The following is a 12,951-nucleotide window of genomic DNA, read 5'->3' as shown; positions in this document are numbered from 1 at the left end:
TGCGTATGGAAGCCTATTTTGTTTGTGTTTAAGCGTTGTTGTGATGTTATTGCCCATCGAAGGTAATATTCGAAGTTGCATGTAACAAGCGCTCGCCACCTTCTTCTGCAAGTTTGATTTGTAGACGCAAATCGTTTGGCGAGTCGGCGTGTTTAAGTGCATCTTTGTAGCTAATTTGTTTGGCTTTATAAAGATCGTATAACGCTTGGTCAAAGGTTTGCATACCCAACTCACGTGAACGCTTCATCAGGTCTTTAATTTCGTGCACATCACCTTTACGGATTAAATCTGCAATCAGTGGTGAGTTAATTAAAATTTCAATCGCAGCACGACGTGAGTTGCCATCAATGGTTGGAATTAACTGCTGTGCCACAATTGCTTTCAGGTTTAGCGATAAATCCATGAACAACTGGTTATGACGGTCTGCTTCAAAGAAGTGAATAATACGGTCAATTGCTTGGTTAGCGTTGTTGGCGTGTAGGGTGGCAAATACCAAGTGACCTGTTTCGGCAAAGGCAATGGCATAATCCATGGTTTCGCGGGAACGAATCTCACCAATTAGAATCACATCAGGCGCTTGACGCAAGGTGTTTTTTAACGCAATTTCAAAGGAATCGGTATCAATCCCGACTTCACGTTGGGTAATAATACAGCCCGCATGTTCATGCACAAATTCAATCGGGTCTTCAATGGTGATGATATGACCTTTAGAGTTTTGGTTGCGGTAACCAATAATAGACGCCAAAGAAGTCGATTTACCAGTACCCGTTGCGCCTACAAAAATGATGATGCCACGTTTGGTCATCGCCAAATCTTTGAGAATAGGAGGAAGTTTCAAGTCATCCATAGTTGGGATTTTGGTTTCAATCCGACGGAGTACCATGCCCGGCTCATCACGTTGCTGGAATGCGCTGACACGAAAACGTGCTGTTTTTTCACGGTTGGTGATCGCAAAGTTACATTCACGGGTTTCAGCAAATTCCTTGCGCTGTTTTTCACTCATAATTGAGTTAAGCAGCTGACCGACAATTTCACCTGAGAGCTTACTTTTTGCCACAGGTACAATTTGTCCATGAATTTTCATGGAAGGTTCAACATCGGCTGTAATAAACAAGTCTGATGCTTGTTGCTGAATCATTAAATTCAATAAATCATTAAAGTCCATCGCGTATCTCGAATTTTAAACTTATAAGAATGATTCAGGTTGTTTTGCAACCGTTCGAGCCGTTTGTGGGCTAATCACACCGCGCGATACCAAGTTCTTCAAACTCTGGTCGAGGGTAGTCATACCGTAGTTGGCACCTGTCTGAATTGCCGAGTACATTTGAGCTACTTTATTTTCACGAATCAAGTTTCGCACCGCAGGAATACCAATCATGATTTCATGCGCTGCTACACGGCCACCGCCATTTTTCTTGAGCAGGGATTGTGAAATGACGGCTTGTAAAGATTCAGATAACATGGCGCGTACCATGTCTTTTTCTTCGGCAGGGAATACGTCAATTACACGGTCAATGGTTTTTGCTGCAGAGGTGGTATGTAGCGTACCAAATACTAAGTGACCTGTTTCCGCAGCCGTCAGTGCCAACCGAATGGTTTCTAAGTCACGCATCTCACCTACTAGAATAATGTCAGGGTCTTCACGCAGTGCCGAACGTAATGCTTCGTTAAAGCCATGCGTATCACGGTGTACTTCACGTTGGTTGACCAAACATTTTTTAGATTGGTGTACAAATTCGATTGGGTCTTCGACGGTCAGAATATGGTCGTAGCGATTGTCATTAATAAAGTCAATCATCGCGGCAAGTGTGGTCGATTTACCTGAACCCGTTGGGCCTGTCACCAAAACCAAACCGCGTGGATATTCACAAATATCTTTAAAGATTTGTCCCATGCCTAAATCTTCAAGGGTCAAAACTTTTGAAGGAATGGTACGGAATACTGCACCTGCACCGCGGTTTTGGTTAAATGCGTTCACACGGAAACGAGCCACGCCAGGCACTTCAAAAGAAAAGTCCGTTTCTAAATTTTCTTCATAATCACGACGTTGTTTATCATTCATAATGTCGTACACCAATTTGTGTACTTCTTTATGTTCTAATGCAGGTAAGTTAATACGACGAACTTCACCATCCACACGAATCAGTGGTGGCATACCCGCAGATAAGTGTAAATCCGAAGCGCCATTTTTAGCGGAGAACGCCAATAATTCTGTAATATCCATGAAAGTCCCCGAGATCAATTAAATCTTAATTATTTTGATAGAATAATACGGCTTTCCATCAGCTTAACCAACTGTTAGTTGCTGGACAAGCTAAAAAAAGATGAATGAAATGAGAAATGCATCAATGAATAATCTGCAGCTTATGCGCACTCAGGTTTTGCAACAAATTCAACAGGCATGCCATTTGGCGCAGCGCGAGCCATATACGGTGCAATTGTTGGCGGTGTCTAAGACTCATCCGAGTGAAGCCTTGCGTGAAATGTATGCGACAGGGCAGCGCGCTTTTGGCGAAAATTATTTGCAAGAAGCTTTGGATAAAATGCAGGCCTTGAGCGACTTAGAAATTGAATGGCACTTTATTGGGCATGTGCAACGCAATAAAACCAAGCATTTGGCAGAAAAGTTTGCATGGGTGCATGGGGTAGATCGTTTGATTATTGCAGAGCGTTTATCGAATCAGCGCGATGCTCAGCAAGCGCCACTGAATATTTGTTTGCAAGTGAATATTGATGCGCAAGACACGAAGGATGGTTGCCACCCAACTGAAGTTGCAGAATTAGTCCGACAGATCAGTCAACTACCGCATTTAAAACTACGCGGTTTGATGGTGATTCCTGCACCTAATCATCCTCAAGCTTTTCAAGATGCCAAACAATTGTTTGATGCAGTTAAGACACAACATGCACAGCCTGAAGATTGGGATACTTTGAGTATGGGCATGTCGGGCGATTTAAATGCTGCAATTGCAGCAGGTTCAACTATGGTACGGATTGGTACAGCATTGTTTGGCGCACGTGACTATTCCCAGGCTTAATTGCTAGATGAACAAAGAATCTGCCAAGATTTTGCAAAATTATCTTGTACGTTTTGGCTGACACGAAATGCGGAATTTTGCGGCTAGTGCTGAAGGCTGGTTTTTCTTATTATGAACTTATCGGGAAACAAGGAGTTTCCTAAATAAGAAGAATAAGAAATAGAACAACACGGAAGTGCTTGGTACGACAGGAGTTATACCAAAAACTGAATCTAGAAAGCCTCGACAGGATGTCGAGGCTTTTTTAGTTTTGTATGCTGTAAAGTTGTCAAAGTTTTGGCTTGTGTAGATTATTTTTAATGACCTTCACTATTTTTAGAAAGCGCCACTTCCGTCCAGTAAATAGGTGAAGTAGACATTCAAGATTTATTCTCTATCCAGATTCGAATACGTGCTATTAGTAAAAATAACAAAAAACAGAACTGAAAGAAGCCTGTGAAAATGATGGTCCAACCGCTATTTCCAGGTGTTTTTCTTGCATCCAACTCAATGACTAAAGTGCAGACGGTGAGAATGATTTCAAAAATTAAAACCGCTTTAAAAACCCAAGGTTTAGGGAAACGTATTAACCATGTGAGAAAAATAATACTTAAACTGGGCAATACAGCAAAGAGAATAATCGTTTTTATATCCATAAAATTAAGTACTTAAAGTGTGTGTGATTTTAAAATAAATTCAATACAACTTCATGGAAGCCTAAAATCTGAAATCTCACAGTCATCTCAATAATTCTTCAATCGACAAATAATCTTCAGATTTTAGGCAGTATTGGCTTTAACCCACCACATTGACTTCACTTGCCCCTGCACCCACTGGTTTGACTTGAATTTGCACAGGAATTCGTTCGTGCATTTCCTGAATATGCGAAATCAGCACCACTTTACGTCCCTGACTTTGCAGATGGTCTAAGGCATTCATCACCATGTGCAAGGAAGTCGGGTCGAGAGTGCCAAAGCCTTCATCAATAAATAGCGATTCCAGTTTCATTGAGCCAGATGCCATATTGGCAATTGCCAGTGCCAAAGCTAAAGAAACCAAAAAGGTTTCTCCACCTGATAAAGACAGGACAGGGCGAATTTCACTGTTCATATCTAAATCAATAATCGCTAAACCTAAACTGTCTGGAATACGATGCAATTGATAACGCGAACTCAGTGGTAGCAATTGCTGATTGGCGTATTCCACCAAAATATCCAAGTGATGTTCTTGGGCAATTTTCTTAAATTTTGTCCCTTCTTTATGCCCAATTAAATCGTAAATACGTCCCCAACGATATTCTTCAGCTTTGATATTTTCAATTTGAGTCTGGTAGGTAGCAAAAATCCCCTGATTGGTGCGATTCAGGCGTAACTGCGCCTCAATGTCATTATAGTCTTGCTGTTGTTTGGCTTTGTCTGTTTGCAGCGCTGCCAGTTGAGTAGTGACTTCGTCAAAACTCAGTTGCGGCTGTTGTTTTAAGTGCTTTTGATATTGTTCTTCTAACGTTTGCCAAGCCGTTTTGGCACTTTCCAAACTGTTTTGCTGTTGCTGTAGCATCTTGCGTATTTGCTGATGTTCAGCATAAGAAATCTTTAAACAGTCATCAATGACGCTGGCCTGAAAGTGCGTGTGTGCCACTTGCCACGTTGCAATGTGTTGCTGGCATTCAGTGTGTTGCTGCATGCGCTGTTGAATTTTACTGTCCAAACCATGTTTTTGTAGTTGTAAGTCTTTTAACAACTGCTCCGCTTGGTTAAGCACAGTTCGTTGTGTGCTAAGTGCAAGACTGAGTTGCTGTTGTTGCTGATCTAAAGCCTGCCGCCATTCTTGATAGGTCTGATATTCACATCCTGCATGAGTTCTTGTGAGTTGCTTGATTTGATCACGCAGCTCACTTCCTGCAGTTTTAATATGCTGCAGTTGTAGGGTTTTCTCGGCATGTTGCTGTTGTAAAAATAGCAACTTTTCTTGCACTTGCTGCTGTTGTTGAGTCAGTTGTTCTATCGTTTTGCTCAGTTGAACTTGCTGCTGCTGTAAGTGGTGACGTTGCTCTAACTGTTGCAAGGCATGTTGATAGTACTCAATTGGTTGATTGAGCCAAGCGTTTCTTTGCTCTGTATCCAAAAGTGACAAAATAGGCTGCAAACGCTGAGCGAGGTCTTGGCGTTGCTGAATGGCATATTTGAGTTGTTCTGCCTGCTGTGCAGCAATGCGCCATAGTTTTAGGGTGTCGTTTGCCTGTTGAATGCTCTGCTGCAAGTGTTGAGTGGACTGATGTGTTGTTGCCCAATGTTGTTGCACGTGTTCAATTTGCTTTGCAACAGGCAGCGCCGCATCCACATCTAGAGATAAGGATGCTGTAAGCTGTTGTACCAATGTCTGCTGCTGCTCAAGTTGCTGTTGCAGCTCAAGACTACGTTGTTGTTGTTGCTGATAAGTTGCATTGTATTGGCTGCAATCACGCTCCAATTGCTGTAACTGTTTTTGTGCATGCTCAAATTCAGTTTTGGCTTGCTGCAATTGCTGATCCTGCAATTGGTTTAAAGCATCACTGAGTAAGTTTTCATGTTGAATAAACGGATGTTCAAGGCTGCCACACACCATACACGCTTCATTCGGTTTTAATTGGGCGCGTAAATCCTGCACACTTTGATGCTGCAATAAACGCTGTTGTTCAAAAATCTGCTGTAATTGTTGCAAGGCTTGTTCAGCAATTTGCACTTGCTGCTGTTGGGTTTGAATTTGAGTTTGTGTCTGCTGTTGCAGACTTAAAGTTTCTTGCTGACGCAATTGTAACTGCTCAAATAAGGTGGTCTGTTGTTGCCATTGTTCAAGTGCTTGTTGCATGCGCTCTAAAACATGCATACTCTTTAAAGCATGTTGTAATTGCTGTTGCTCTGCCGTGAGTTGTTGCTCAAGTTGTTCAGGGTGTTGATATTGTTTTTCCCAAACTAAAAGTTGTTGTTGTATATGTTGTTGTTGCTCAATTAAAGCATCCAATGCAGATTGGAACAGCGTTGGGTTTTGGTGACGTAGTTGCTGTTCAAGCTGCAAATAATCTTGTAAACGTTGCATCGTAAGGGCTAAGTTTTCATCAAAATTTGCCCATGCAGCAGTCTGTTTGAATTGCTGCTGTAAGTGTTGCTGTTGTTGTTGCTCAGTGGCTAGTTGAGTCGTCAGTTGGTTCAAATTATTTTGTACGGGTTGAATTTGCTGCGCTACAAATAATTTTTGTGCGGCATCCAAAGCGGTATATTGCTGGAGTTTGCTGGAAATTTCATGTTGTATCTGTGCCGCAATTTCAAGTTGTGGTTTCAATTGCTCTACATGGTGCTGCCATGCCTCAAGTTCTTTCTCCGCTTGCTGTTGCTGACTCATCGCTTGCTGTTGTGCGTATTCAGCTTGTTGCAAGTTTGGTTCAAATTTCAAAAGCTGCTGATTCAGGTTTTTTAGCTCGGTATCCGCTTGCTGACGTAACACAAATTGCTCTCGGATGGTTTGAAATTCATCTAAATGTTTGAGCAATTGTTTTTGTGAAGCGAGCTTACGATCAGCATCGACTTGAACATCGTATATTTCTTTTTTTGCTTGAGTGCTGGCATAGAGTTCATGGCAATCTTTGTGCCATTTCACATCATTTTCATACAGTTTTTCGGTTTGGGTCAACAAAGCTAACTGCTGACTCAGCTCATGTTTTTGGCCTTCTAAACCTTTCAGTGTTTCCTCGCTGAGGAGCACCACATGCCCCATGACATTTTCAAGATCTGTCCGTTTTTGTTTAATTTCACTAAATTTAACGGCTGCACGTTTACTGACTTCGGTAAAAATTTGCGAATTGGTTAAATATTCAAGCAAATCTGCCCGTTCATGGTCTTTGGCTTTTAGAAATGCCCCGACTTCCGATTGTGCCAATAATACTGCTCGAGTGAACTGCTCAAAGCTAAGGCCAATTAACTGCTCTACAATTGGCGTAGCTTCAGAAATTCTTTGATTTAAAACCCGTTGCTCATCTAGACAGGTAATGGCACGTTCAACTTTTAAGTTGCCATCCACTTTGTTGTGCGCACGGCGAATTTGCCAACGTGCCGAATAGCGTTTTTGATCGAGCGCGATAAATTCAAGTTCTGCAAAGCCAGAAGTCGTACCACGACGTAAAATATGTTTAGAATCTTTTAAAGAAATTTCTTTACCTGCGGTATCGGTCAGACTGCCTGTAGCACCTCTTAAACGTGGAATTTCATCATAAAGTGCCAAACACATAGCATCCAGCAAAGTCGATTTACCTGCACCCGTTTTGCCCGTAATTGCAATTAAACCTGCCTGTGCTAATGGCTCATCTTCAAAATTGATGACATGCGTGCCTGCCAAAGATGCCAAATTATTTAAACTTAAACGTAAAATTTTCATGGCAAATCCTTAAGCTTTATTCTGATCAAGTTCTTGTTGGGCTTCGGCCAAAAGCTGTAAAAAATCTTGGCTCACTTCTGGGTCAGGTTGATAGCCCATTTTTTCCCATAAATCTAAAAATAATTTTTCAGGCGTAGGCGGCTCTAAATCAATTTTTGATTGTTGCACGTTCGAGTTTTCACTATTTTGAAAGCGTCGTGCAATGCGCAGTAAACGATAGCGGTTGGCAGGCAGTGCTTGTTCAATTTGTTGGCGTAAATCAATGGGTGGCGGGGCATCGCTGATATATTCAATTTCTAAAAAATGCCGTGCGCAAACTTCTGCAATTTCATCTTTTGGCAATTGATGAAGTTTAGTGATTAATTCAGAAAGTTCACAGCGAATCCGAAGCAGCTCTACCGTACGTGGAATAAGCAAGCTTTCATATTGGAAACGCTGTGCATCTGCCTGTAATGGATCAATCCTAACTTCAAGGACTTGGTGTTTATAATTCAGCTCGCTAAATGATAAGGGAATGGGTGAGCCGCTATAGCGAATGTGTGGCTGTCCGACCTGTTGCGGTTTGTGTAAGTGTCCGAGTGCGACATAGTCAATCACCTCATCAAACAGCGCAGTCGATAAGGCTTCTTCATTCCCCACTACAATTGGGCGTTCTGAGTCGGAAGTTTCGCCACCTTGCATGTGTGCATGTGACATTAAAATCAGGGCTTGATCGGGTTGTTTACGGGCTTTGGCTTCTGCAATCAGTTGTTGATGTAAGTAAGCAACCGCAGATTGATTGTCACTGCTATGTTCATTTAAACCTGTAATTTCTGCACTGCGTAAATAGGGCAGGGTCAGACACCATGCCACAATATTTTGCGCAGCGTCATAAATAGGCACTAGGAGTTTATCTAAATCTAATTTTTGCTCGGCTGTTTTACCAATCACGCCCACAGCTTTGGCGTTGAAGCGGTCTAAAAAGGGTTCAACTTGCTCAATGCGATACCCAGAGTCATGATTGCCTGCAATCATTAAGGTTTGCATGTGTGGAGCAAGCACATGCGCATCGGTAAGGAATTGGTAGAGTTGTTTTTGAGCGCTCGAAGCAGGATTAACTACATCAAAAATATCGCCTGCAATGAGCAGGGCATTCGGCTGTTTGCTTTTAATTTGAGTTAAGAGCCAATTCAAAAATTCAGTATGTTCATATTCACGTTCATGGTGATGGAAAAATTGTCCCAAATGCCAATCAGACGTATGTAAAAAATGAACAGCCATGTGTGTTCCAATCTTGATGTTGAATTATGCAATAACTTAACATAACTGAGCGCAACACTGCGGCAAAAAACCAGTTTTCTGCTTTTAAAGCGACAATTTAGGTCGCAGAAATTTTAAAGAGAAGAGAAAATAAAATCTGTCGCGATCTGTATAGAAAAATATAGAGAGTTAAAGTACTGATGCTAGAAAGGCTAAAAAAAGACCTTAAAAAATAAAGACCGACGATTCGAGTGATGATGAAATCGTCGGTCAAAGAAAAACTTGCGATACAGTAAAGCTTGGGCTGCTGCTCAAAGCATGACTGCATGCGATTTATTGCTTTAGTCAGGTCACCGAAAATATTGTGGATGCCATACACATTAACGGTTGTTGTGACCTTGTAGCCTATATAACGTCAGGCTTTTGTATTCGGTTGACAATTTCATGAAAAAAAAACCAATTTTTTTTATACTAGGCTGAATCTTTTGTCTGAGTCATCTTCATGGTATCGCTAAGCCGTTATTTTCTCTGGTTTTTCTTGTATTGCTTTGTGATGACCTGTATTTGTGGCGTATTGGCTGCATTGTTACCTGCGGGTATGGGCGGGATTTTAACTGCAGTGCCTTATTTGGTTGCCATGATTTTAGTGCTGTATAAGTTTTTAAAACAACAACGCCGCGCACCGAATGACAAGGAACGCAAGACATTTACTTTAGGATTTAGCCTGATTTTTTGGGGCTATAACTTGGCATTTTTATTATTAGGTTTGGCCATATTCTCTCGCCAAAACCCAAGCATTTGGCAAGATTTTTTACAGTATTTGCAACAGCCACAATTTATGAGTGTGGTGGTGATAATGTTCTTATTGATTGCAATCCCACTGTATTTGCTGACTTATTGGTTTTATGGCAAACAAGCACAGCGTATGGCAGTGAAAATGTTTGGCTGATAAAAGAAGTTGTTAATATCTGATTTTATTTAAATATACATGATCAGTTATGTGCTGATGATTTGCTCAGACTTGAACATTCAGTCTAAATCACGTATAGCTAAAACTATATTTTTCATCATGCTGAGATTGGAAGATGCATAAACCTTTGGTACTGGTAACAGGGGCAAGTGGTTTTATTGGTTCACAATTGTTGCCATTTTTATTGCAACAGGATTATCGGGTGGTGGGGTTAACCCGACAGCCTAATCGAGTATCCAAACATCCACAATTACGCTGGATTCAGCAGTTGGATGAACTCGACACCGACCAAATTGATTATGTGATTAATTTGGCGGGAGAAAGTATTGGGCAGGGCAGATGGACAGCAGCACGCAAACAAAAATTGCTTGATAGTCGAGTTCAGACCACACTGCACTTATATCAATATCTTGAAAAGCGCCGTATTTTCCCCAAGTGTATTATTTCAGGCTCGGCAGTGGGGTATTACGGAATTGACCCGCAGGAACAATGGTCAGCAGTATGTACCGAGCACAGTGCGGCACAAGATATTTTTATGTCGCAGTTGTGCCAACAATGGGAACAGGCTGCATTAAGCTTCAGTCAGCAAAAAACCAAAATTATGCGCTTGGGCGTGGTGTTTGGACGCGGTGGCGGCATTTTACCGCAAATGTTATTACCAATTCGTTTAAATGCTGTCGGGCGGATTGGGCATGGACGGCAGCCTGTGGCATGGGTGCATATACAAGATGTTTTACAGATCATTCACTGGTTAATGACGCAACCGGTAGACGCCAAAATTCTGAATGTAGTTGCACCTGAAAAAACCAGTCAGCAGGACTTTGCCGAAACTGCAGCTCGGCTTTTAAGACGTCGTCCATTTTTTGTGTTACGTGCTTTTGTCTTACGTTGGCTATTGGGTGAGCAATCACAATTGGTGCTAAATGGGCAATATGTCAAACCCCAAGCCTTAGAACACGCGGGTTATTGTTTTCAATATCCAAAACTTGAACAGGCGCTAGCGGCTTGTTTAGGTGCATCATCCTCTACTTGAATAGAGGATGATGCTGAGTGTTATGCACAGATTGAGGTGGGCTGTAATTGCTTTGGATCATAAGCAGCAGGATCCACAATTGTCTCTTGCCCAAGCATGAGTTGTCTTAATAACTGCGCTGAAGCAGTGCCCATACATAGGCCATTACGGAAGTGTCCGAAATTCACCCAAACATTATTCAAGTTTGGTACTTTGCCAATATACGGCACACCTGTAGGCGAGCCTGGACGTAAACCTGCCCATTGTTTCACAATGGGGAATTGTGCCAATTCAGGCACCATTTCAAAACAGGCCGTTAAAATATCTTGTTGGGTTTGCGGGTTTGGTGTGGTGTCAAAACCAACATGACGCATACTTGAACCGCAAAGCACATGCCCATCTTGACGTGGAATCAAGTACATGACCTTGTTCATGCACATGCTGGGTAACCATTGTGCTGGGGTTTTAAACAATACGATTTGCCCTTGCACAGGCTGTATAGGAATCTGTAAACCCAGTTGTGCCGCCCACTGTTGTGACCATGCGCCTGTTGTAAGCACGATATGATCGGCTTGATGTAAACGGCCATCGGCAGCTTGAATGGCTTGAATACGATTTTCAATGATCTGAAATTGTTGAATTGGACAGTGTTCAAAAAAACGCACGCGCGGATGTTGTTTCAAATACTGCGTGAGCGATTGTAATAAACGTGGATTGCGTACATTGGCAAGCTGTGAAAAATACAGAGCCTGTTTAAATTTGGGATGGATATGCGGGTTAATTTGTTCGAGCTGTTCCCGATTCAGATATTCGGCTTGCTGCATGGGTTCCTGATGACGCTCGGCATAATTTAAACCAATTTCAAAATCATCTTCGTCAAAAATCAGCATGCCTGTTTCATGGATTTCAAAATCAATGCCTGTGATGGGTTTGAGTTTTTCATTCCATGCTTGGTACTGTGGTTTGGCAAATTGAGCTAAGTCATTGACCGCTTGAGGATAACGCCACGGATACATGGGAGAAAGAATTCCACCACCTGCCCATGATGCGGCTTGTGCTGCCTGTTGTTGATCAAAAATACTGATAGAGCAACCTTGCTCTACCAGTTCGAGTGCAGACAACAAACCGCTGATGCCTGCACCAATAATTGCGATGTGCATGAAAGTCGCCTAGTTTATGCCATATCTTTTAGTTTGAGTGCAGCTTCTTCGGCAAAATACGTCCAAATACCATCTGCACCTGCCCGGCGGCAACTCATTAGCGATTCAATAATCACGCTGTCCGACAACCAGCCATTTTGAATCGCTGCAGCAAGCATGGCGTATTCACCACTCACTTGATAAACAAAGGTGGGCACACCAAAGTTATCTTTCACTTCACGTACAATGTCTAAATAAGGCATGCCTGGTTTTACAATCACCATGTCTGCACCTTCTTGAATATCCAGTGCAATTTCATGCAAGGCTTCGGCACGGTTGCCAATATCCATTTGATAATTGTATTTGTTGCCGCCTTTCAGGTTGCTCGAAGAACCAACGGCATCACGGAAAGGACCGTAAAAGCTAGAGGCGTATTTGGCAGAGTAGGCCATGATAGAGGTATAAATATGCCCGTTGCTTTCGAGCGCCTGACGAATCGCTCCAATACGACCATCCATCATATCACTTGGCGCAACGACATCTGCACCCGCTTCGGCATGGCTTAATGCCTGTTTAATTAGACATTCAACGGTTTCATCATTCAGTACATAGCCTGTGTCATCAATAATGCCATCTTGACCATGCGTGGTGTATGGGTCGAGTGCACCATCGGTAATTAAGACCATTTCTGGTAATTCTTTTTTCAGCAGACGTAGCGTGTTTTGCACCAAGCCATCTTCACGCCATGCTGCTTCTGCGTTTAGGCTTTTATCTTCTTGTGGCGTGACTGGAAATAAGGCCAGTTTAGATACACCTAGCTGCATTAAACGCTCGGCTTTTTTGAGTAAAAGGTCTGCCGATAAACGCTGAATGTTCGGCATGCTTGGAATATCTTGGGTTTGATTTTGTCCTGGTAAAACAAATACAGGATAAATCAAGTGATCTGTGCTTAAGTGAGTTTCGCGAACCATGGCGCGTAATTGATCATTTTTACGGATACGACGCATACGAGTGGCAGGAAATGCAGGGCGATTGAACGTATAGGTCATAAAAATCTCACTGATCAGTATTAAACTAGACAACTATTGTAGCCCCTTAAATTTCATTTGGGCATACATTGGGTTTTTTTATTGTTGGTAAATTGAGTTATTTGGACTTTTGGGCACG

9 protein-coding genes are annotated in these 12,951 nt (G+C 42.2%); 3 read left to right on the top strand and 6 right to left on the bottom strand.

The features are described 5' to 3' along the window. Nucleotides 1-46 precede the first annotated feature (46 nt). A complete protein-coding gene (locus tag LZP46_RS11335; protein WP_236093883.1) occupies nucleotides 47-1,165 on the bottom strand; it encodes a PilT/PilU family type 4a pilus ATPase in 1,119 nt (372 codons plus the stop codon). Between the two features lie 21 nt (nucleotides 1,166-1,186). After that, on the bottom strand, nucleotides 1,187-2,224 hold the full coding sequence (locus LZP46_RS11330) for a type IV pilus twitching motility protein PilT (RefSeq protein ID WP_019838292.1): 1,038 nt from the start codon (nucleotides 2,222-2,224) through the stop codon (nucleotides 1,187-1,189). Between the two features lie 124 nt (nucleotides 2,225-2,348). Here LZP46_RS11330 and LZP46_RS11325 point away from each other — a divergent pair, with 124 nt between their 5' ends. After that, nucleotides 2,349-3,038 (top strand): YggS family pyridoxal phosphate-dependent enzyme, encoded by a 690-nt coding sequence (locus tag LZP46_RS11325; protein WP_236093882.1) that lies wholly within the window; start codon nucleotides 2,349-2,351, stop codon nucleotides 3,036-3,038. A gap of 774 nt (nucleotides 3,039-3,812) precedes the next feature. Here LZP46_RS11325 and LZP46_RS11320 read toward each other — a convergent pair. Together LZP46_RS11320 and LZP46_RS11315 are read right to left on the bottom strand one after the other, a co-directional pair. Continuing rightward, nucleotides 3,813-7,424 (bottom strand): AAA family ATPase, encoded by a 3,612-nt coding sequence (locus LZP46_RS11320; protein WP_236093881.1) that lies wholly within the window; start codon nucleotides 7,422-7,424, stop codon nucleotides 3,813-3,815. 9 nt (nucleotides 7,425-7,433) lie between these two features. Next, the gene (locus LZP46_RS11315) at nucleotides 7,434-8,684 is read right to left on the bottom strand and encodes an exonuclease SbcCD subunit D (protein WP_236093880.1); all 1,251 of its coding nucleotides are present in this window, start codon (nucleotides 8,682-8,684) and stop codon (nucleotides 7,434-7,436) included. A 481-nt stretch (nucleotides 8,685-9,165) separates the two neighbouring features. On the opposite strand from LZP46_RS11315, the gene LZP46_RS11310 reads away from it, so the two are divergent. Together LZP46_RS11310 and LZP46_RS11305 are read left to right on the top strand one after the other, a co-directional pair. Next, the gene (locus LZP46_RS11310; protein WP_236093879.1) at nucleotides 9,166-9,612 is read left to right on the top strand and encodes an ABZJ_00895 family protein; all 447 of its coding nucleotides are present in this window, start codon (nucleotides 9,166-9,168) and stop codon (nucleotides 9,610-9,612) included. 136 nt (nucleotides 9,613-9,748) lie between these two features. Continuing rightward, the gene (locus LZP46_RS11305) at nucleotides 9,749-10,666 is read left to right on the top strand and encodes a TIGR01777 family oxidoreductase (protein ID WP_236093878.1); all 918 of its coding nucleotides are present in this window, start codon (nucleotides 9,749-9,751) and stop codon (nucleotides 10,664-10,666) included. Between the two features lie 20 nt (nucleotides 10,667-10,686). On the opposite strand, the gene thiO is transcribed toward LZP46_RS11305, so the two are convergent. Together thiO and hemB are read right to left on the bottom strand one after the other, a co-directional pair. Continuing rightward, complete coding sequence (gene thiO / locus LZP46_RS11300) at nucleotides 10,687-11,805, bottom strand: glycine oxidase ThiO (protein ID WP_236093877.1); 1,119 nt, start codon at nucleotides 11,803-11,805, stop codon at nucleotides 10,687-10,689. 14 nt (nucleotides 11,806-11,819) lie between these two features. Beyond that, entirely contained in the window at nucleotides 11,820-12,833 is a 1,014-nt protein-coding gene (gene hemB / locus LZP46_RS11295; RefSeq protein ID WP_236093876.1) for a porphobilinogen synthase, read from the bottom strand. Nucleotides 12,834-12,951 lie beyond the last annotated feature (118 nt).

This window comes from Acinetobacter sp. SCLZS86 (assembly GCF_021560715.1).
Lineage (GTDB): Bacteria > Pseudomonadota > Gammaproteobacteria > Pseudomonadales > Moraxellaceae > Acinetobacter > Acinetobacter towneri_A.
The sequence above is the reverse complement of the archived record's forward strand: the minus strand, read 5'-3'. Positions and strand labels throughout refer to the sequence as shown.

Bases quoted from the DNA above. Each gene is read 5' to 3' on its own strand.
- LZP46_RS11335 (WP_236093883.1), bottom strand. From the start codon at position 1,165: ATGGACTTTAATGATTTATTGAATTTAATGATTCAGCAACAAGCATCA.
- LZP46_RS11330 (WP_019838292.1), bottom strand. From the start codon at position 2,224: ATGGATATTACAGAATTATTGGCGTTCTCCGCTAAAAATGGCGCTTCG.
- LZP46_RS11325 (WP_236093882.1), top strand. From the start codon at position 2,349: ATGAATAATCTGCAGCTTATGCGCACTCAGGTTTTGCAACAAATTCAA.
- LZP46_RS11320 (WP_236093881.1), bottom strand. From the start codon at position 7,424: ATGAAAATTTTACGTTTAAGTTTAAATAATTTGGCATCTTTGGCAGGC.
- LZP46_RS11315 (WP_236093880.1), bottom strand. From the start codon at position 8,684: ATGGCTGTTCATTTTTTACATACGTCTGATTGGCATTTGGGACAATTT.
- LZP46_RS11310 (WP_236093879.1), top strand. From the start codon at position 9,166: ATGGTATCGCTAAGCCGTTATTTTCTCTGGTTTTTCTTGTATTGCTTT.
- LZP46_RS11305 (WP_236093878.1), top strand. From the start codon at position 9,749: ATGCATAAACCTTTGGTACTGGTAACAGGGGCAAGTGGTTTTATTGGT.
- thiO (WP_236093877.1), bottom strand. From the start codon at position 11,805: ATGCACATCGCAATTATTGGTGCAGGCATCAGCGGTTTGTTGTCTGCA.
- hemB (WP_236093876.1), bottom strand. From the start codon at position 12,833: ATGACCTATACGTTCAATCGCCCTGCATTTCCTGCCACTCGTATGCGT.